14 protein-coding genes are annotated in these 18,662 nt (G+C 45.0%); 10 read left to right on the top strand and 4 right to left on the bottom strand.

Annotation, left to right across the window (positions count from 1 at the left end; all coding sequences use genetic code 11):
- Window positions 1-7: 7 nt before the first annotated feature.
- The 3 genes from rseP to pheS form a co-directional block, all read right to left on the bottom strand.
- Window positions 8-1,345 (bottom strand): RIP metalloprotease RseP, encoded by a 1,338-nt coding sequence (rseP, locus tag AXF12_RS00940; protein ID WP_066427774.1) that lies wholly within the window; start codon window positions 1,343-1,345, stop codon window positions 8-10.
- Between the two features lie 325 nt (window positions 1,346-1,670).
- Entirely contained in the window at window positions 1,671-1,934 is a 264-nt protein-coding gene (locus tag AXF12_RS00935) for a hypothetical protein (RefSeq protein ID WP_095114450.1), read from the bottom strand.
- Window positions 1,935-2,046: 112 nt separating this feature from the next.
- On the bottom strand, window positions 2,047-3,066 hold the full coding sequence (gene pheS / locus AXF12_RS00930) for a phenylalanine--tRNA ligase subunit alpha (RefSeq protein WP_066427770.1): 1,020 nt from the start codon (window positions 3,064-3,066) through the stop codon (window positions 2,047-2,049).
- 278 nt (window positions 3,067-3,344) lie between these two features.
- Here pheS and AXF12_RS00925 point away from each other — a divergent pair, with 278 nt between their 5' ends.
- The 7 genes from AXF12_RS00925 (at window position 3,345) to AXF12_RS00895 (ending at window position 9,519) form a co-directional block, all read left to right on the top strand.
- The gene (locus AXF12_RS00925; protein WP_066427769.1) at window positions 3,345-4,559 is read left to right on the top strand and encodes an ROK family transcriptional regulator; all 1,215 of its coding nucleotides are present in this window, start codon (window positions 3,345-3,347) and stop codon (window positions 4,557-4,559) included.
- Window positions 4,560-4,949: 390 nt separating this feature from the next.
- Window positions 4,950-5,393, top strand: a complete 444-nt coding sequence (locus tag AXF12_RS00920; protein WP_394336585.1) for a mechanosensitive ion channel domain-containing protein — start codon at window positions 4,950-4,952, stop codon at window positions 5,391-5,393.
- Window positions 5,394-5,439: 46 nt separating this feature from the next.
- On the top strand, window positions 5,440-6,810 hold the full coding sequence (locus tag AXF12_RS00915) for an SLC13 family permease (protein WP_066427765.1): 1,371 nt from the start codon (window positions 5,440-5,442) through the stop codon (window positions 6,808-6,810).
- Between the two features lie 132 nt (window positions 6,811-6,942).
- On the top strand, window positions 6,943-7,848 hold the full coding sequence (locus AXF12_RS00910) for a hypothetical protein (protein WP_066431658.1): 906 nt from the start codon (window positions 6,943-6,945) through the stop codon (window positions 7,846-7,848).
- Window positions 7,848-8,513, top strand: coding sequence for a 16S rRNA (cytidine(1402)-2'-O)-methyltransferase (rsmI, locus tag AXF12_RS00905; RefSeq protein WP_066427764.1), 666 nt, complete (start codon window positions 7,848-7,850; stop codon window positions 8,511-8,513). The genes AXF12_RS00910 and rsmI overlap by 1 nt, the downstream gene beginning before the upstream one ends.
- A gap of 14 nt (window positions 8,514-8,527) precedes the next feature.
- Complete coding sequence (tsaB, locus tag AXF12_RS00900) at window positions 8,528-9,163, top strand: tRNA (adenosine(37)-N6)-threonylcarbamoyltransferase complex dimerization subunit type 1 TsaB (RefSeq protein WP_066427763.1); 636 nt, start codon at window positions 8,528-8,530, stop codon at window positions 9,161-9,163.
- A 29-nt stretch (window positions 9,164-9,192) separates the two neighbouring features.
- Complete coding sequence (locus AXF12_RS00895) at window positions 9,193-9,519, top strand: nucleotide pyrophosphohydrolase (protein ID WP_066427761.1); 327 nt, start codon at window positions 9,193-9,195, stop codon at window positions 9,517-9,519.
- A gap of 79 nt (window positions 9,520-9,598) precedes the next feature.
- Here the strand turns inward: AXF12_RS00895 and AXF12_RS00890 are convergent, their stop codons facing one another.
- On the bottom strand, window positions 9,599-11,233 hold the full coding sequence (locus AXF12_RS00890; RefSeq protein WP_066427760.1) for a right-handed parallel beta-helix repeat-containing protein: 1,635 nt from the start codon (window positions 11,231-11,233) through the stop codon (window positions 9,599-9,601).
- 338 nt (window positions 11,234-11,571) lie between these two features.
- On the opposite strand from AXF12_RS00890, the gene AXF12_RS00885 reads away from it, so the two are divergent.
- The 3 genes from AXF12_RS00885 (at window position 11,572) to AXF12_RS00875 (ending at window position 18,643) form a co-directional block, all read left to right on the top strand.
- Entirely contained in the window at window positions 11,572-12,003 is a 432-nt protein-coding gene (locus AXF12_RS00885) for a hypothetical protein (RefSeq protein WP_066427757.1), read from the top strand.
- A 213-nt stretch (window positions 12,004-12,216) separates the two neighbouring features.
- The gene (locus AXF12_RS00880) at window positions 12,217-13,035 is read left to right on the top strand and encodes a hypothetical protein (protein WP_066427756.1); all 819 of its coding nucleotides are present in this window, start codon (window positions 12,217-12,219) and stop codon (window positions 13,033-13,035) included.
- 130 nt (window positions 13,036-13,165) lie between these two features.
- On the top strand, window positions 13,166-18,643 hold the full coding sequence (locus tag AXF12_RS00875; protein WP_066427754.1) for an alpha-2-macroglobulin family protein: 5,478 nt from the start codon (window positions 13,166-13,168) through the stop codon (window positions 18,641-18,643).
- The last annotated feature ends 19 nt before the right edge of the window (window positions 18,644-18,662 follow it).

The following is an 18,662-nucleotide window of genomic DNA, read 5'->3' as shown; positions in this document are numbered from 1 at the left end:
CTCTAATTTATTTGAATATGGCTCGGTAGAGGTCGTTACCGTTGGCGTAAAGCAATATTGCTATGAGGATTACAAAGCCAACCATCTGAGCTACTTCCAGAACCTTTTCGCTTGGTTTGCGCCCTGTAACAATTTCGTATAGTAGGAATACCACGTGCCCACCATCGAGGGCTGGGATAGGCAGTATGTTCATAAATGCTAAGATGATGGAAATAAAAGCTGTGGCATGCCAGAAAGAGAGCCAGTCCCATTGAGCAGGAAAGAGCTTGCCTATGGTGCCAAAGCCACCTACTTGGGTGGCACCTTTTTTGGTGAATACAAACTTAAACTGTGACACATAATCGCGCAACACATCATAGCCGTAAGAAATTCCGTTAGCAAAGGCAGCTCCGAGGCTGTATTTCTTCTCTGTAATTTTTATATTTGACGCAGCGGTAGCAGTATAGATCCCGATTATCTTTCGACCATCTTTTACCTCAGGCACTATGGCAAGGGCTATGCGCTCTTCTCCTCGTTTTACCATCATAGGTAGTGTGTCACCAGCTTTGGTTTGTTGGATAGTAGTGACGAATTCATCGTAGAAGTCAGTAGGAGTATCGCCTGCACTGAGTATCTTATCACCCTTTTGCAAACCTGCCTTAGCCGCAGCACTACCATTGATTACTGAGTCAATGACTGCGGGGAAGCGTGGAGAGAGGGCTGTCATCTCGCCTGCGTGGAAGAGCTGCATCCCTATAGAATCAGGTAAAGAAATGCTACGAGTACTGCCATCGGCATTCTGCACCGTGAGATTACTTACATCGTGTAGAAGTAAGTACTTATTGATGTCTAATATATTTTCTAAGGGTTTACCGTTTACTTTGGTGACGATGTCTCCATTCTTAAAGCCATAGCTCTGCATAATAGGACTTGGAGAGAAGCCGTCAGGTAGTCCGTCAGCTTTTACTTGTCTTTCGCCCCAAACAAAGAGTATCATTGCATAGATAAAGAAACCGAGTAGGAGGTTTACCGTTACCCCGCCAACCATAATGATCAGGCGTTGCCAAGCGGGTTTGGAGCGGAATTCCCAAGGCTGAGGGGGTTGTGCCATCTGCTCTTTATCCATACTCTCATCGATCATCCCTGCGATTTTGACATAGCCTCCTAAGGGTAGCCAGCCAATGCCGTAGACAGTCTCACCGATCTTTTTCTTAAAGAGGGCGAACTTCACATCGAAGAAGAGAAAGAACTTCTCTACGCGTGTTTTAAAGATTTTGGCTGGGATGAAGTGCCCCAGCTCGTGTAATACGACTAAGATAGATAAGCTCAAGATTAGCTGAGCAGCTTTTATTAGAAATGTTTCCATTAAAATAAGTTAGTTATTTGAAAATTTTATGATATGAGTAAGACCTTGTGGATCTCTGCGATTGTCACGGAAAGAGATTACAAAGATAGCATCATTTTCTATTTGATAGAAAAGACTAAAATTCTCTTGCACAACAGCTCTATGTACTTTTATTCCTGTGAGCATATTGTCACCTACAATAGGGAATGACTCTGGGAAGTCTAATATTATTTGTTCAATACGTCGGACCTCGTCTCTTAGTTTTTTAGAGTAGGATGTCGAAAGGTGGTAATTATTCCAAAAATACGAATTGCTGTAAATTCATTGTCAGCCTCTGTTGTCCAATTTATTGTCTTTGCTCCCATTGTTCAAACTCAGCGTCAATCTTTTTATGCATTTCTTCACTAGTGATATATCGTCCAGCTTTTACATCTTCAATTCCACGCAAGATAGAAAGTACCTGTGATTTTGGCACTTTTACCGTGGTTTCTTGCTCTTCTTTGATGTCTTTAACACCAAATGAACGGATGGTTTCCTTTAAGCGGGTTACTTCCTCTGCTGGCATATCCACTTCGAATGATAAAGTTGTTACACTCATATTACTTTTCATTATTTGATAATATTTTGCAAAAGTACAAATACTTTGCCAAACTCAGTACAGGGGAGTTAAATATTTCTTGTAAATATAGTGCAGTGGCTGAGATGATAAGATTTATCAATGGTTAAAGGTTCGCTTTGAACTGCTCTAAGAAGCGCACATCGTTTTCGTAGAACATACGGATATCGCCTATTTGGTAGAGGAGCATTGCAATGCGCTCTACGCCCATACCGAAGGCAAAACCACTGTATACCTCAGGGTCGATATTGCAGTTCTTGAGCACGTTGGGGTCGGTCATTCCGCAGCCCATAATTTCAAGCCAGCCTGTGCCTTTGGTGATACGGTAGTCCACCTCGTTGTTTAAGCCCCAGTAGATATCCACTTCGGCACTCGGCTCGGTGAAAGGGAAGTAGGAGGGGCGTAGGCGTATTTTTGACTTCCCAAACATTTGCTTAGTGAAGTACAAGATCGTCTGTTTGAGGTCGGCAAAGGAGACGTCCTTGTCAATATACAGCCCTTCTACTTGATGGAACAGGCAGTGTGAGCGCGCTGAGATCGCCTCATTGCGGAACACGCGCCCTGGGGAGATGGTGCGTATCGGTGGTTGATGGTCTTCCATATAGCGCACTTGCACCGAACTGGTGTGGGTGCGTAGGAGGATGTCGGGTGAGGTTTGGATGAAGAAGGTGTCCTGCATATCGCGGGCGGGGTGGTATTCGGGTAGGTTCAGTGCGGTGAAGTTATGCCAATCATCTTCAATCTCGGGGCCTTCGGATACGTTAAAGCCTATGTTAGAGAAGATCTTCACGATCTCGTTTTTCACTATTGAGATGGGATGGCGTGCCCCAATAGGGAAGGGGGTAGCGGGGCGGGTGAGGTCGCCATAGGAGCCTGTGCTTTCTTGGGTGTTTTCTAAGAGGTCGCGCAGTTGTTGCACTTTGGCTTCTGCTTTGCTTTTTAGTTCGTTGACTACCTGCCCAAAGGTTTTCTTTTCTTCATTAGGCACGGACTTAAAGGCAGTGAAGAAGTCGTTTAGGACGCCTTTTTTACCAAGATATTGGATGCGAAACTGCTCGAGTTCGTCTTTTGTTTTGGCAGTAAAAGCCTCAATTTTAGCGATGTGCTCTTTTATTGTATCAATCATCGTGATGCGATAGTTAGTTCTTTTCAGAGGGCAAAGGTACGAAATATTGTTTAATGTGCAATGAATATTGAATAAATTTTTCAGTTAATGGGTAGGGTTGCTCTCTACTGACTGCTGTCGCTTCGTTCTTTGTCCGTTCTTTCTTCGTTGTGGGTTGTGGGGAATATTTCTCGTTGTAGGGGGAAGTTTTTCGCATTTATTAAAAAATGTTTGTGGGAGGTGTGGTTTTTTAATTTATTTTATTAATTTTGCGTTTTGGATTTAAATGTGAATGTAATATGAGTTTAAAGTTTTTGGAAGAAGTGAAAATGGGCGTTAAGAGCGCATCGCTTAAGAAAGACATTATTGGGTATCATATTAATAATGGTGATTGCACTTTGGCGGATTTGGGGCGGGAGCTGAACTTGAGCATCCCGACGGTGACTAAGCTGGTGGTGGAGCTGCTGGAGGACGGCATCGTGATGGATTTTGGTAAGCAGGAGACCCTTGGTGGGCGGCGACCGAATGTGTATGGGCTGAATGAGAACTCGGGTTACTTTGTGGGTGTGGATGTGAAGCGCTTTGGGGTGAATGTGGGTTTGATTAACTTTAAGGGCGATTTGATCGATGCGCAGATGGATGTTCCTTTTGAGATGAGCCATTCGTTGGAGCACTTTGAGGCGCTATGTGCTATTGTGGAGGATTTTATTGCGCATACGGTGGTGCCGAAGGAGAAGATATTGAGTATAGGGGTGAATATTTCGGGGCGTGTGAACTCGCAGTCGGGGCATAGTTATAGTTTTTTTTATTTTGATGAGCGCCCTTTGACGGAGGTTTTTGAGGAGCGTTTTGGGATTAATGTGACGATTGACAACGACTCGCGTGCGATGGCGTATGGCGAGTATATGAAGGGGTGTGTGAAGGGGGAGAAGCATATCTTGTTCGTGAATGTGGATTGGGGTTTGGGCTTGGGTGTGATTATGAACGGGCAGTTGTACTACGGCAAGTCGGGGTTCTCGGGTGAGTTTGGACATCTTCCTGCCTTTGACAATGAGATGTTGTGCCATTGTGGGAAGAAGGGTTGCTTAGAGACGCAGGCTTCAGGCTCATATTTGCACCGTAAGTTTATTGAGAAGCTCATAGGGGGTTATTCTTCGCAGCTTACGCAGCAGGCGGGCAAGAATGATTATGCGAATATCAGTTTGGAAGATATTATCAATGCGGCGAATGAGGAGGATATGCTTGCCATTGAGCTAATTGAGGAGATTGGCAACACTTTGGGAAAGCATATAGCGGGCTTGATCAACTTGTACAACCCTGAATTAGTGGTGATTGGCGGTGCTATGGCGGCTGCGGGTGATTATTTGTTGTTGCCTTTGCGCAGTGCGATAAAGAAGTATTCGCTGAACTTGGTGAGCAAGGATTCGACTATCCGTGTGAGCAGATTGGGCGAACGATTGGGGGTTTTGGGGGCGAGTATGCTTGCCCGTAGTAAGTTTCTGGGACTCAATTAGTGTAAAAGAAGCCTTAAAATTTGATTTTCAAAATCCTTAAAGTTTCTTAAAAAAGGCGGCGAAATGGGGGTGATGGTAATAAAGTTTTGTTAAAGTCAGAAAAATACTTGCTATGTTACAAATTCGTCGTACCTTTGCATCGCAATGAGGGTGGTAGCTCATTGTAAAACTTCAAATAATAGTTTTCATAATTTAAAGTTTTGGTTGGTTAATGGAAAAGTCCGATATGTTAAGTATCGGACTTTTTTTATTTTCTTGTGATTTTATTTGGCGGTTTGTATTTTTCTTTTTATTTTTGCCGTGTAAAATATAGCGAGTAATCACGAAGGGATATTTTTCAAAGAGTATTTTAATCAGTTTGTAGCTACTGCGATTACGATTGTGGTTTTTGTGGTGCTGAGGTATCTTATCAATAAGGTGATTAACAAGGTGGCTCAGCAGGCGAATATAGGTAATAGTAGGAAGGGCTTGGTGAGGAAGTACATTGATTATTTGGCGTTTGCTTTGTCGCTAATCATTATTGTATCGATTTGGGGGATTAAGCCTGAGCAGTTGTTTTTGTTTATATCGTCGGTATTGACGGTTATTGGGGTGGCTTTTTTTGCGCAGTGGTCGATACTGAGTAATGTGACGGCGGGGATTATTTTGTTTTTCTCGTTTCCGTTTAAGATAGGGGATAAGATAAGGTTGCTTGATAAGGATTTCCCGATAGAGGCGCGGATTGTAGAGATACAGTCGTTTTACACTTTGCTCAGGACTGAGCAGGGGGAGGAGATTTCTATTCCTAACAATTTGTTGTTGCAAAAAGGGGTAGAGATACTCTCTAAGGGGTAGCTTGCCCTAAATATTGTTGTGTACCTAAATATAAAATGATAAGATTATGATGACGAATTTGTTTAAGAAGCCTGCAATTATAGGGCTGGCTTTGGCAATTGGAGTTTTACTTTATTTGTTTTTGCCTTATGAGGAGCAGACGAATAAGGGCTTGGCGTTGTTGGTTTTTATAGCTATTTTGTGGCTTACGGAGGCGCTGCATATTACCGTTACGGCGCTGTCGGTGCCTGTGCTGGCAATCCTCTTGGGGCTGGAGCATACGAAGCCCGCTTTGCAGGCGTTTGCTAACCCTACGATATTTTTGTTTTTTGGTGGTTTTGCCATTGCCACTGCGCTGAGCGTTCAGAACTTGGACAAGTACATAGCGCATAAGGTTATTGGGTTGGCTAAGGGCAATTTTATGATCGCCGTGTTTTTGCTACTGATGGTTACGGCGGTGCTTTCGATGGGGATCAGCAATACGGCTACGGCGGCTATGATTATTCCGTTGGCGATAGGGATGCTGAAGAATGTAGATTATAAGGAACATAAAGGGACTTACGCTTTTGTGATTTTAGGGATTGCATACAGTGCCAGCATTGGTGGAATGGGCACCTTAGTGGGGAGTCCACCGAATGCGATTGTGGCTTCGCAGCTCAATATTAGTTTTTCGGAATGGCTTCGCTATGGGATGCCTACGGTACTGGGCTTGATGCCTATAATGCTTGGGGTGATGTACGTGGTGTTTCGTCCGAAGCTCAATATTAAGATAGCGCAAGAAGAATGGCACGAGAAGCTCAATGCGAAGCAGTATATCACTATTGCTATCTTTGTGGCGACGGCGTTGTGCTGGATATTCGGGGATAAGCTCAATGAGCTGATGTCGCAAATATTGCATATTGACAGGATTACTGATTTCGATGCGGTGGTAGCTATGATTGCAGCCATCTTGATATGTGTGACGGGAGTGGCTGAGTGGAAACAAATACAGGAACAAACGGACTGGGGCGTGCTAATGCTCTTTGGTGGGGGGCTCTCGCTGAGTGCTATCCTTATCAGTTCGGGGGCGAGTAAGGCACTGGTGGATTCAGTGCAGTTCTTGGTGGATGGTAAGAGCTATTTTGTGATAGGGCTTTTGGTGGCTACGTTTATTATTTTCTTGACGGAGTTTACCTCGAATACGGCAAGTGCAGCGCTGCTGGTGCCTATCTTTATTTCGGTAGCTGAGAGTATGGGTATGAACCCTCTGGGGCTGTCGCTGATCATAGGGCTGGGGGCATCGTGTGCCTTTATGTTGCCTGTGGCAACGCCTCCGAATGCAATTGCCTACGGCACGGGGATGGTAAGCCAACGCGATATGATAAAAGCGGGCTTTGTACTGAATATTCTCTCTGTTATTTTTATTTCCGTGATGGCTTATTCTTTCTGGTTTGAGTAAAAAGATGTGTTTTTATTTGGAGTGTATTTGTTTTTGCTGTACTTTTGTCGCTCTAAATGAAAAGATAGATAGAATACCTTTCCTTTGATGGGGTCAATGGTGAATTTTAACAGTGTAAAAATAATAATTACAATGAAAGAAGAATTACAACGCGAGCTTATCGCTTTAGCCGAAGACATTATTGCTTCAGCAGGACAGTATGATTTTTCGCAACTTACTAAGCAAGCAGGTAGGCTCAGTGAGAAGATTACGATACTGAGTTTTGTAGAGAAATACTACGACACCCTTGGTGTTGCCGAACAGCGTAGGGATCGCACTATGCAAAAGGTGGCTGAATTTATCGAAGAGAACCGTGAGGAGGATATCTTTGATATAGGTGTGAAAGCGGTGGAAGAGGTGAAGCCCCTTAAAAGCATTCAGAAAGAGAAGGGAGATAAGTCTGCTTTTGTAGCGATGGAACCTGAGGTATCGCCAGTGTCGCCTAAACGGAGAACAGTGGCAGATGCTGAGGCGATAGATATCCCTATACAAACCTCTGGAAAGAAGGTGAGTACGCCTATTATGAAGGAGGTGACTGATGAGCCTGAGTTCGTAATCCCCAAAGCACAACGTGAGGAACCACGACCAGTAGAGCAGGTAGATGCACAGCAGTTTATTCAGCAGTTGGACAGCAGCCCTCAACGTGAAATCTTGAAGCAAACGCCCTCGCTTGAGGAGTTTATCTCGCAATCGCAAAATACGGTGTTTGACAAGCGAGACACTTCAATAGATATTAAGCCCGTAAAATCAGTCAATGACAAATTTGGCAAGGAAGTACAGATTGGGCTTAACGATCGGTTGGCTTTTATCCAGAAACTTTTCTTCGGCAGTGAGAGCGAATACAACAAGGTTGTAAAGCGTGTGAGCGAGGCCGAAAGTATGCAGGAGGCTGCGGTATTCATCGAGCAGGAGATCAAGCCTACGTATAATTATTGGAAAGGTAAGGAAGAGTTTGAGGAACGCTTTTTGAGTCTTCTTTTGAAGCGTTTTGAGGTGTAATGAGTAAGTTGTTCCTTATCCCCACCCCTATTGGAAATTTAGAGGACATCACTCTACGCGCACTACGTATGCTCAAAGAAGTTGATGTGATTCTGGCTGAGGATACGCGTACCAGTAGTAAGCTATTGAAGCACTACGACATCCATACGCCAATGCAAAGCTATCACCAACACAATGAGCACAAGGTGGTAGAGGGCTGGGTAGAGCGTATCAAGAGTGGCACTACGGTGGGGCTTATCACTGATGCAGGTACGCCTGCGATCTCCGACCCAGGGTTTTTGTTGGTACGCGAGTGTTTAGCTGCTGGAGTAGCTGTAGAGTGCTTACCAGGGGCTACTGCTTTTGTGCCTGCGCTGGTGGATAGTGGCTTGCCGAATGATAGGTTCGTTTTCGAAGGGTTCTTGCCTGATAAGAAAGGGCGGCAGACGCGCTTGCAGCAACTTGCAGAGGAGAAAAAGACGATGATTTTCTACGTATCGCCTCATAAACTACTCAAAACACTGGGGGACTTCATCGCGGTCTTTGGTGGGGATAGGAAGGCGAGCATTTCGCGCGAGATTACCAAGATACACGAAGAGACGCAGCGGGGTACGCTTTCTGAATTGCTCGCTTATTACGAAGGGAAGGCTATCAAGGGAGAAATAGTGATGGTGGTTTCTGCATAAAGAAGGATTAGACAATGACAATATTATATATAGAAACTTCGGGGGTGAACTGCTCAGTGGCGGTGTCGCGTGGTGAGGAGTTGCTAGCGGAGCAGTCGGAGAACACAGGTAAGTTCACACACTCGGAGCATTTGCACACGTTTATTGAGGAGGTACTTCCGCAGGCGGGTGTTTCTTTGGGCGATTTGGATGCGATTGCCGTCAGTGGAGGAGCGGGTTCGTACACGGGTTTGCGCATAGGCGTGGCTACGGCAAAGGGCTTGTGTTTTGCCTTAGGGAAGCCTCTGATAGCCATCCCCACGTTGCAGATATTAGCCTCGCAGGTGCAAGGAAGGTGTATCATCCCGATGATAGATGCGCGCCGTATGGAGGTGTATTCAGCAGTGCTGAATGATCGTTACGAGTTTGTATCGCCTTCAGAGGCTAAAATACTCGATGCGGATAGCTATTCGGAGTACCTCAATGAAGGAAAGGTGATCTTTCTGGGTGATGGAGCTAAGAAGTTTTCGGCGATATGCACTCACCCCAATGCGGTATTTGTAGAGAATGCTTTCCCGCAGGCAAGAGATATGGTGCGTTTTGCTACCGAGCGTTATCAGAGAGGTGATTTTGCCGATGTGGCTTACTTTGAGCCTCAGTATTTGAAATAGAAATCAATTAGTAAACATTATAAAAAGCGATGGATATTAAAGGTGCTCAACTTGAAGTTGACAGATGGATTAAAGAACACGGGGTTCGTTACTTTAACGAGCTAACTAATATGGCACAACTCACTGAGGAAGTGGGTGAGGTGGCGCGTATCATTGCACGACGCTATGGTGAGCAGTCGGAGAAGGAGAGTGATAAGAATAAGGACTTGGGGGAAGAGCTTGCTGATGTGGTGTTCGTAGTGCTTTGCTTGGCTAACCAAACAGGGATTGACCTACAAGAGGCTTTTGACAAAAAGATGCAGAAGAAGACACAACGCGATCACGATAGGCATCATAACAACGCAAAATTGAAGTAGGCGTTTGAGCCAGTAGTTTCATAAACTAAGGGGCTATCTGAAAAACTCAGGTAGCCCCTTTATTTATGAAGGTTCCTCTTTAATAAGAGATGTCTTCTATTTTGCTGTTGATAACACGTTCTAATAAGATGGGTTTCTTATTGTTATGGAAAGGTTTATAGGCTTTATTTTTGATGACTTTGTTGTTTTTGAATACAAGTCCGTCGACGGATTTGGCATAGAGTATGGGCTCGTCGAAGGTTTCAAAGGTGTTGTCTTCAATGGTGATGCCTGAGTGAAAGTAGCCTTTCTGATGTACTAAGTCAGGGATTTCGGGGTAAATAGAGATAATGGCATTGGTGAATTGGTAGTTAGCTGTTAGGGCATTGATAAAGCGGTTGCCTCTTATGGTTACATTGCGACAAGCCCCCGTTTCGTACCAGCCATTGCAATCGCCACAGAGGAGGATTGCCGCCCCGTGGGTATGGTCAAAGACATTATTCTTACAGAGCACTTTTCGCGGGGTGCTAAAGAGCGCCCCCCGTGCACGGTTGTTGCGCACTATGTTGTTTCTGAAGATGACTTGAGGTGTCCAAGTGAGGTTTTCCAGTCCGTAGCTTTCGCCTTCTTCAAAAGTAGGAAGCGGTCTATCTACCTGTATTTCAAACTCCTTTGTTCCAAAATCAGAGGGGGCGTCTACTGCTTTTATAGCTGTGATTTTGTAGCCTGTGTCTACAATGTCCATTGTTTTGGAGCGTATGATTTGGAGTGTATCACCTACTTCTCCCCACTTAAAGCCGTAAGTTTGTGGATGCATATAACGCGCGCGTACTGTATGATTATCTATGCGCTCAGTGAGGCGTAAGTAAGTGCCGTGTACATTGATAGCATCATCAGCCATTCCCTCATAGAGTCCATTTTCAGAGAGGATCAATCCCTTACAACCAGAGAAATGCGTTGCGTCTCCCTGAGTGGTAAAAAAACGCTTTTGTGCGGGGTCAGTTGTTGAGGCAATACCTATTGTAACACTGTCAAGAGTAATATTTTCCGACATCTGAGCAAGCACCCCCATACCCCACGCATAGCGGATTGTAATATGTTCTAAACGTATATCCTTACAGCCATCGATGAAAATAGCAGGGGTGGGGCGCTGGTAATTGCGCAGTGCAAAACGCTCCCCGATACGTGTAAAGGGAATTTGACTCCAGCCTTCTATCTTGAGCAAGCCTTTTTCAACCTCAGAGATGCGTTGCACGGAGAAATCCACATTGGGGCGGCGATAGGCTAAGTGTCCATCAGGCGAGAAAGCCATCGCCACTTCAGGCACGTAATCATAATTGCCTCCTGCCACTGCTGCATCGCCAAAGAGATGCAGTTTACCCTCACGAATAGCGTAATAATCTGGGTTTGTAATACGCGCCAAGCAATAGCCTTTGCGTTTGTTTACCTTCACGATAGTGAGCTGGCGAAGGTGTGGCAGGTCAAAGTCTATAGTGAGATTGCGCAAGGTGATGCGCTGGCAGTTTTGAAAGACAAAAGGCAGGGTAGTACCTTTACAGTTGAGTGTTTTACCCTTAAAATCGATAATCGTATCGTGTTTGTTTTCAAAGAACTCAGCGATTTTCTTAGGATTGTCTTGGTCGTGATTCGAGATAAAGAGCGTTTTGGTAACGTCTTTTTGAGCTACGCAAGTAAAGGCTGTCAGAGCTCCAAGTAAGGTAAAAAGTGTTTTCATTTTTGTGGTGATATATGCAAAAATCTATTTTTCTTCGTTTATTGGAGATAAAAGTATAAAATAATTTTTAATTAACAATAAAGCAGTTTTTAAATTTTGATTCTTAGCAATTGATATATTCAAAATTAGTTGGTTTTCTTTAATTTAACTTCTTTTGTCTTGATACAAAAATCAAGGCTGTGGAGGTATGGCTGTTGTAGGCAGGGGAGAGTAGAAAGGGAGGGTGTGAAAGACATACAGTACAAGGATTTAAGCAAAATTCTAATTAATTTTGGATTTGTTTGGTAGTTTGGCAAGAATATTGTACTTTTGCCGAGTAATTAAAAAGATTTTGTACAATGAAAAAATTAATGATTAGTATGGTAGTACTGGCTATGACGCTCACTTCGTGTGGCAATAGTAAGAATGCGGTGAGCTATGCTTACGCAGAGAATTATTTTGTGAACAACACTTATCAGAACAGCGAAGTGGAAACCTTAAAGATTGACAATCAAGAGGAATTTGACAAGGTGTTTGGTGGGGCAACTACGATGACTTCTCGCCCTACAGCGATTGATTTTAGCAAAAAAACAGTGCTGGCAATTGTAGCGCCTGCCAGTGAGAAAGAAGTAAAAATTACTATAAGAGCAATGGAGCGCACTTACAACGGAGGTATATTTCTGAAATACGCTGTTAGTGAGGGTAAGGATTTGGGTTACAGTGCCCAAAGTGCTCAGATATTGATTGTTGACAAGACTGATAAAGAGGTAGAGTTTAGGCAAGTACCTTAGGTTAGCGAATAGTGATTAGTTTATAATTTATAGAGAGCAGGCTATCTCATTGAGGGGTAGCCTGCTTTGTTGTTGTGTCTTTGGGTAAAGCAAGGGTAAAAGTAGGATTTTGAGCGGGGCAAAGCTGTAAAAAGTGTTAAAGTTTTGTTAAAACGGGGGGGTAAAATATATTTTGTACCTTTGCAGCATTAAACATTATAAAAGAATTTAACAATGAAAAAGATGTTTTTAATTTTAGCAAGTGTGGTTATTGGTTTAGCCGCTTGCAGTAAAGACAGTGGAGGCGATGACACTCCAAAAGTAAGTGTAACATTTAAACCATTAGTTACAGAGACAAAGAAGCTAGAGAACGTAAAGCTTGGAGAACATATTGAACTTGAATTTACCATTACTGATTTAGAAGATAATACAGGTAAGGAAGTTGAGTATATAAAACCTCAGACAATAGAATCTTCTGCATATTATAACAACCCAGTTAAAGATTATGAAATGTTAGCATATGTAGGAGAAGGACAAAAAGCTCCAAAAGTAGACATCCTTACTTATGCAATCACCTATTACAAGGCAGATACTTATAAGGTCTATATCATTCCTAAGAAAGCTGGTTCTTATGAAATTCCTTTTAGCTTTTATAAGAGAGTTGATGGTAATAAGGATAAGGAGAAAGACATCACTGTGCTTCCTTACGAATTCCGTTTCGATGTAGCAAAAGTAAAGGCTTGGACGAAAGTAGAACAACAAGGCAATAGATTTAGAAATGTTTTTTATTTTAGATTTGAGGACGGAGGTGCTCCTAATATGAATTTCCTAAGTTCTTCTAAATGGCATAAGCAAGAATATTTCTTACATTTCAACGGGCAAAATTTATCAGGTGAATTTGACCAAGGGAAAGATATCCAATTCTTTGCTTCTGAATGGAAAAATGGTTCTGCTCCTGAAATTCTGTATAGAAAAATTGATAGAATACATATCACACAAGAAAATGGACCACATCCTTACAACAGTATTGATTATTACGATATAGAATTTTAAAAATATTTCATTTGGTAAATTAAACCATCTCGGAAGAGGTGGTTTTCTTTTTTTTACAAATATTTTTCACTTTTTGCATTTTATATTTCGAAAAAAGATGTATCTTTGCCCCCGATAAATACATTCAACTATGAAACGACTAAGCCTTTGTTTGGTAATGCTCTTGGCGCTCTTTGCGTGCAAGAAAGACGTAAATTTCAACAGTAATCCGCTGGCTTTTAAGGATTACATTTCAGGTTTTAGCAGTGGGCTCATATCGGCTCACGCACCTATTAGGGTGGTGCTCAATAAGCCTATCCCTAAGGATAAGATCGCACAAGTGCCCAATCTCGACCTCTTTGAGGTTTCGCCCAGCGTAAAAGGGAAAGTGGTGTGCAACAACCCTTCAGAGGTGAGTTTTGTACCCGAAAAACCACTGTCGCAGGACACAGAGTATAAGGTGTCGTTCAACGTGAAGAAGCTCTACGGAAAGGTGAGCAAAGATGAGTTAGCAGTGTTCAACTTCACCGTGAAAACCTTAGAGGAAGGCTATCGCATCACCGAGGGCGAATTGCAGAGTTATAACAAAACGCTCTACTTCCTCAGTGGCGAACTGCTCTCCAACGATTTGATTAGCCCTGAGAAAGCCAAAAGCCTCATCACAGCCACCGTTGGCGGCAAGAAGGTAGCCGTAAAGGTGCAGGGCAATGGGCTGAGCAATCGCTTTAACATCATTTTTGACAGTATTCCCCGTGGCGATAAACAGCAGCGTTTGGAAGTGAAGTGGAACGCCAAGGATGTTAAAGAGGAGAAGCTCGTGCCTTTTGGGTTTAACATCCCACAGAAGGGCGTTTTTAAGGTGGTAAGCGTGCGTCCTGAGCGCGGCACTAACAATCAGTTCTTGGTAAACTTCTCCGACCCTTTGGAGAAAGATCAAGATTTCACAGGCTTGGTAACCCTCAGCGACACCAATACGGCATTGAAGTACAGCGTAAATGGCAATGTGCTGAAAGTATACCGCGAAGAGAGCAAGGAGGGTGAGTATACTGCCTATATCTTTGCAGGTGTGCGTAATATCTATGGCAATCGCATAGGCAAAGACGTGTCGTTTAAGCTCACTTTCAGTCAGCAGAAGCCTGAACTGCGCTTTGTGAAAAGCGGTACCATCCTGCCGAGCTCGCAGAACTTAAAGATCAACTTCCAAGCCATCAACCTGCGTGCAGTGAACGTTACGGTGTACCGCATTTATGAGAATAACATCTTCCAATTCCTTCAAGATAACAACTACGATGGCGGTTTCCGCATACGCCGTGTGGGTCGCCCTATTGCACGCAAAGTGTTGCAGCTCACCGATAGCGCACTCTTCCCACTGCGCGAGTGGAATACCTATTCGCTCGACCTCTCCTCGGTGATTACCCCCGAGCCTGGGGCTATCTATCGCGTAGAACTCAGTATGCAGAAGAACTATTCGCTCTACGGTTGTGGCAGCGAGAAAGAGCCTTTAGACCTATCGTTTGAAAGTCTACCTCTTGATTCCGACGACGACAAGGACGGCAACTCCTCCTACGATGATTACGAAGAGGATTATTATTGGGATAGAAGCGATAACCCTTGCGAAGAGTCGTATTACTACGGTAGGGAAATTGCTACTAACATCTTGGCAAGCGATCTGGGAGTGATCGTAAAGAAGGGGCAGACCAACAATTACACCGTGGTGGTCAATAACATCCTCACCACTGAGCCTGTGAGCGGTGCCCTTGTGGAGGTCTACGACTATCAACAGCAGAAAGTGCAAGAGGCAAAAACGGATAAAGAGGGGATTGCTACCTTTGCCCTATCGCGCCGTGCGTATTTTGCAAAGGTGAAGAAGGACAAGTTTACCACTTACGTAAAGATGGACGACGGCGCACCACAATCGGTGAGCAAGTACGATGTCGATGGGCTCAAGCTCCAAAAGGGCTTAAATGGGTTTATCTACACCGAGCGCGGAGTGTGGCGCCCTGGCGACAGCATCTATGTGGGCTTTATCCTCAATGATTTTGCCCAGAAAACACCCGAAAAGCTACCTGTCAAATTGCGCTTTACCGATCCTTACGGAAAGGTATTTGCAGAGCGTATGCAAACCAGCAACCCTACCAATCAGTACGTCTTCGGGCTAAAAACCTCACCCGATGCACCTACGGGGGCGTGGACGGTAGCCATCACAGTAGGAGCTGCGAAGTTCCATAAGAATATAAAGATTGAAACCATCAAGCCTAACCGCCTAAAAATTGAGAACAGCTTAGCGGGAAAACTCATTCCTGCCAGCGGTAGCAACGCACACCTGAAAGTGCTATGGCTACACGGCGCACCTGCGGGAAGCACGGGGGTAAATGTAAAAGCGAAGTTCTACCCTATGGAAACGGCATTTAAAGGCTACGAAAAATATGTGTTTAGCAATAAAGCCTTTCAGTTTGAGAGTGAAGAAGTGCCCGTATTCGAAGGCAGAACCGATGGAGCTGGCAATGTGAACTTCTACTTCAAAGGTGGTGAACTGCAAGCCCCTGGGATGCTCAAAGTAAACTTCCTCACTCAGGCTAATGAAAGTGGAGGCGACTTCAGCACCGATGTGTGTTCGGCAAAGTTCTCTCCTTTTGATGAATATGTAGGTCTACGCTTGCCCGAAGAGGATAAGTACGGCTACTACAACACAAATAAAAAGCATATTTTTGATGCCGTAGCCCTCACCGACGAAGGACGCCCATTGCGCAATAAAACCATCAATGTTACTATCTACAAAGTAGGCTGGAACTGGTGGTGGGACGCCTCTAACCAAAATATCTCTACTTACAATAGCAGCAGTAGCAACGCTATTTATCTCACAAAGCAGATCGTTACCGATGGCAGTGGTAAGGCACGTTTTGACTTGAACATTCCTGATAGCGATTGGGGGCGTTACTTTATAATGCTCACCGACACTGATAGTGGGCACAAGTGCGGCACCACGGCTTACTTCGATTGGGGCGACTGGTCGGGCAAGTCGCGCAACACTTCAAACGACGATGCGGTGATGCTCTCACTGGGTACTAACAAGAAAGAGTACTCAGTAGGCGAGAAGGCTAAGATCTCTTTCCCTTCGGATAAAGGAGGGCGCGCGTTGATTTCTGTAGAGAACGGCAACGATGTGCTCTCTACTTATTGGGTGGAAACTCGTGAGAAGGAAACCACTTACGAGGTGCCTATTACCGCAAAAATGGCACCTAATGTCTATCTCTATGTAACGCTCTTGCAGCCTCACGCGCGCACCGTGAACGATGCCCCTATACGCCTTTACGGGGTAACGCCTATTACGGTGGTGGATAAGAGCACACAGCTTACCCCTGTGATCAATATGCCCGATAAGCTCCTCCCTCAGAAAAAAGCAACCATTAAAATCAGTGAGAAGAACGGCAAACCAATGACCTACACCCTTGCTATTGTGGAAGACGGACTGCTAAACCTCACCCGCTTTAAGACACCTAACCCTTGGAACACATTCTTCACTAAGACGGCTTTGGGTGTGAAGACGTGGGATGTGTACAACGACATCATCGGGGCGTATGGAGGCACCATCAATCAGGCGTTTAGTATTGGTGGTGATGAGGACTTAGGCGGTGCTGATGCTCAGAAAGCCAATCGCTTTAAGCCTTTTGTGATCTTCAAAGGTCCGTTTGAGCTTAAGAAAGGGGGTGCGAATGCCCATACGATCGAGGTGCCAAACTATATGGGTTCGGCACGCGTGATGGTAGTAGCTTCGGATGTGAGAAACAACGCCTATGGTAGTGCTGAGAAGAAGGATATCCCTGTGATAAGTCCGCTGTCGATACTCGGTTCACTGCCTCGTAAGGCAACACCAAGTGAGAAGATAGTGCTGCCCGTAACCGTATTTGCCAATGAACGCAAGATTAAGGACGTAACCGTGTCGGTAGAAACCAACGACAAGTTTAAAGTGGTCGGTGGCAAATCGCAAGGACTGCATTTCAGTAGCATTGGCGAGCAGATGGCTTACTTTGAAATAGAAACCGTAGGTCAGGGCTTGGGCAAAGTGAAGATTACCGCTACTTCCGCAGGCGAACGCGCTACTTATGAGGTGGAAATGGACGTGTACAACCCTAACCCTATCACTTATTACACCCAAAATGCGGTGCTCAGTGCTGGTAAATCAGCGCAGTTAGAGACTTCGGTATTCGGCAATAAGGCTAAGACCGTGCTCGAAATCTCGTCCTTCCCTGGGGTAAATTTAGAGAGCCGCTTGGGCTATCTCATCGCCTACCCTCACGGCTGTGGCGAGCAGCTTACCTCTGGGGCATTTCCACAGCTGTTCTTGGGCGATTTTGTAAACCTCTCACAGCAGCGCAAGGACGAGGTAAGTCGCAATGTGATGGCAGCCATTAGCAAGCTCCACGAAAACCAGCTCAGCAATGGTGGTTTCACCTATTGGAAAGGTGGTAAATACGCCGATGCGTGGGTAACTTCGTACATCGGTCAGTTCTTTGTCGAAGCCGAGAAAAAAGGCTATGTGTTGCCATCGGATAGCAAGCAGCAATGGCTCAACTATCAAAACAACGAGGCGCGCAGCTGGATGCACAACGCACGCTATCAAAATGATTTTGAACAAGCCTACCGCCTTTACACTTTGGCTTTGGCAGGCAATCCTAATGTAGGGGCAATGAACCGTTTACGCGAAATCGACGACCTCTCGGATAACGGCAAGCGTATGCTCGCTGCGGCCTATGCCCTCGCTGGACAAAAACAAACCGCACAAAAGCTCTTCAATACGCTCAATTTAGAGGAAGATAGCGGCTATTACTACGGTTCGGTGGTGCGCAATAAGGCAATGGCTTTGGAGACTGCACTGCTGATCGGTAAGCGTGAGGACGCAGGGCGTTGGGCTCTTGAGATTGCCGATAAGCTCTCTTCCAACGACTGGATGAGCACCCAAACCACCGCTTACGCCCTCTACGCTATGGCTAAATACGCTGCCATCAACAAAAGCGGGAAGACGTTCAACGCCTCGTATACCTTTGGCGGTAAGACGGAACAGATCACTTCGAAAACGCCTATGACGAGCATAGTGCTGCCTACCAAGGGCGATAAACAACCGCTGAGCGTGAAGAACAACGCACAACAGACACTCTATGTACGCCTTATTTCCAGCGGACAGCTGCCTGTGGGTAAGGAATTGGTGATGCAGAACGGGCTTTCGATAAGGACGAGCTTCCGCAGTGCTAAGGGCGAAAGCCTCGATGTAGGGCACCTGCGACAGAGCACGGAGTTTGTCGCCGTGATTGAGGTAAGCAACCTCACGGGCGAACGGGTAGAGAATATTGCCCTAACGCAGCTCATCCCTTCGGGCTGGGAAATCGTCAATACGCGCTTTACCGATTACGACGAAGGCAGTGAAAACACTCTTATTGATTACGCCGACTTCCGTGACGATAGAGCCAGCTATTACCTATCACTTGGGGCGCAACAAACCAAGCGCATACAGCTCAAGCTCAACGCTTCGTATGCAGGGCGTTATTACCTGCCAGGCACTTATGGCGAGGCAATGTACAATGCCCGCTACAACACCCGCACCGAAGGTCGCTGGGTTGAAGTGGTGAGATAAGGCAAGAACTGAGATATAA

The sequence above is a fragment of the Capnocytophaga haemolytica genome (genome assembly GCF_001553545.1).
In the GTDB taxonomy this organism is placed as follows: Bacteria; Bacteroidota; Bacteroidia; order Flavobacteriales; family Flavobacteriaceae; genus Capnocytophaga; species Capnocytophaga haemolytica.
This window is presented reverse-complemented; position numbering and strand designations above follow the sequence as displayed.

What these genes read in the sequence shown, in the direction of transcription:
- AXF12_RS00880 (WP_066427756.1), top strand. Translation starts at nt 12,217, where the DNA reads ATGAAAAAGATGTTTTTAATTTTAGCAAGTGTGGTTATTGGTTTAGCC.
- rsmI (WP_066427764.1), top strand. Translation starts at nt 7,848, where the DNA reads ATGAGTAAGTTGTTCCTTATCCCCACCCCTATTGGAAATTTAGAGGAC.
- AXF12_RS00875 (WP_066427754.1), top strand. Translation starts at nt 13,166, where the DNA reads ATGAAACGACTAAGCCTTTGTTTGGTAATGCTCTTGGCGCTCTTTGCG.
- AXF12_RS00890 (WP_066427760.1), bottom strand. Translation starts at nt 11,233, where the DNA reads ATGAAAACACTTTTTACCTTACTTGGAGCTCTGACAGCCTTTACTTGC.
- rseP (WP_066427774.1), bottom strand. Translation starts at nt 1,345, where the DNA reads ATGGAAACATTTCTAATAAAAGCTGCTCAGCTAATCTTGAGCTTATCT.
- tsaB (WP_066427763.1), top strand. Translation starts at nt 8,528, where the DNA reads ATGACAATATTATATATAGAAACTTCGGGGGTGAACTGCTCAGTGGCG.
- pheS (WP_066427770.1), bottom strand. Translation starts at nt 3,066, where the DNA reads ATGATTGATACAATAAAAGAGCACATCGCTAAAATTGAGGCTTTTACT.
- AXF12_RS00910 (WP_066431658.1), top strand. Translation starts at nt 6,943, where the DNA reads ATGAAAGAAGAATTACAACGCGAGCTTATCGCTTTAGCCGAAGACATT.
- AXF12_RS00935 (WP_095114450.1), bottom strand. Translation starts at nt 1,934, where the DNA reads ATGAAAAGTAATATGAGTGTAACAACTTTATCATTCGAAGTGGATATG.
- AXF12_RS00915 (WP_066427765.1), top strand. Translation starts at nt 5,440, where the DNA reads ATGATGACGAATTTGTTTAAGAAGCCTGCAATTATAGGGCTGGCTTTG.
- AXF12_RS00895 (WP_066427761.1), top strand. Translation starts at nt 9,193, where the DNA reads ATGGATATTAAAGGTGCTCAACTTGAAGTTGACAGATGGATTAAAGAA.
- AXF12_RS00925 (WP_066427769.1), top strand. Translation starts at nt 3,345, where the DNA reads ATGAGTTTAAAGTTTTTGGAAGAAGTGAAAATGGGCGTTAAGAGCGCA.
- AXF12_RS00885 (WP_066427757.1), top strand. Translation starts at nt 11,572, where the DNA reads ATGAAAAAATTAATGATTAGTATGGTAGTACTGGCTATGACGCTCACT.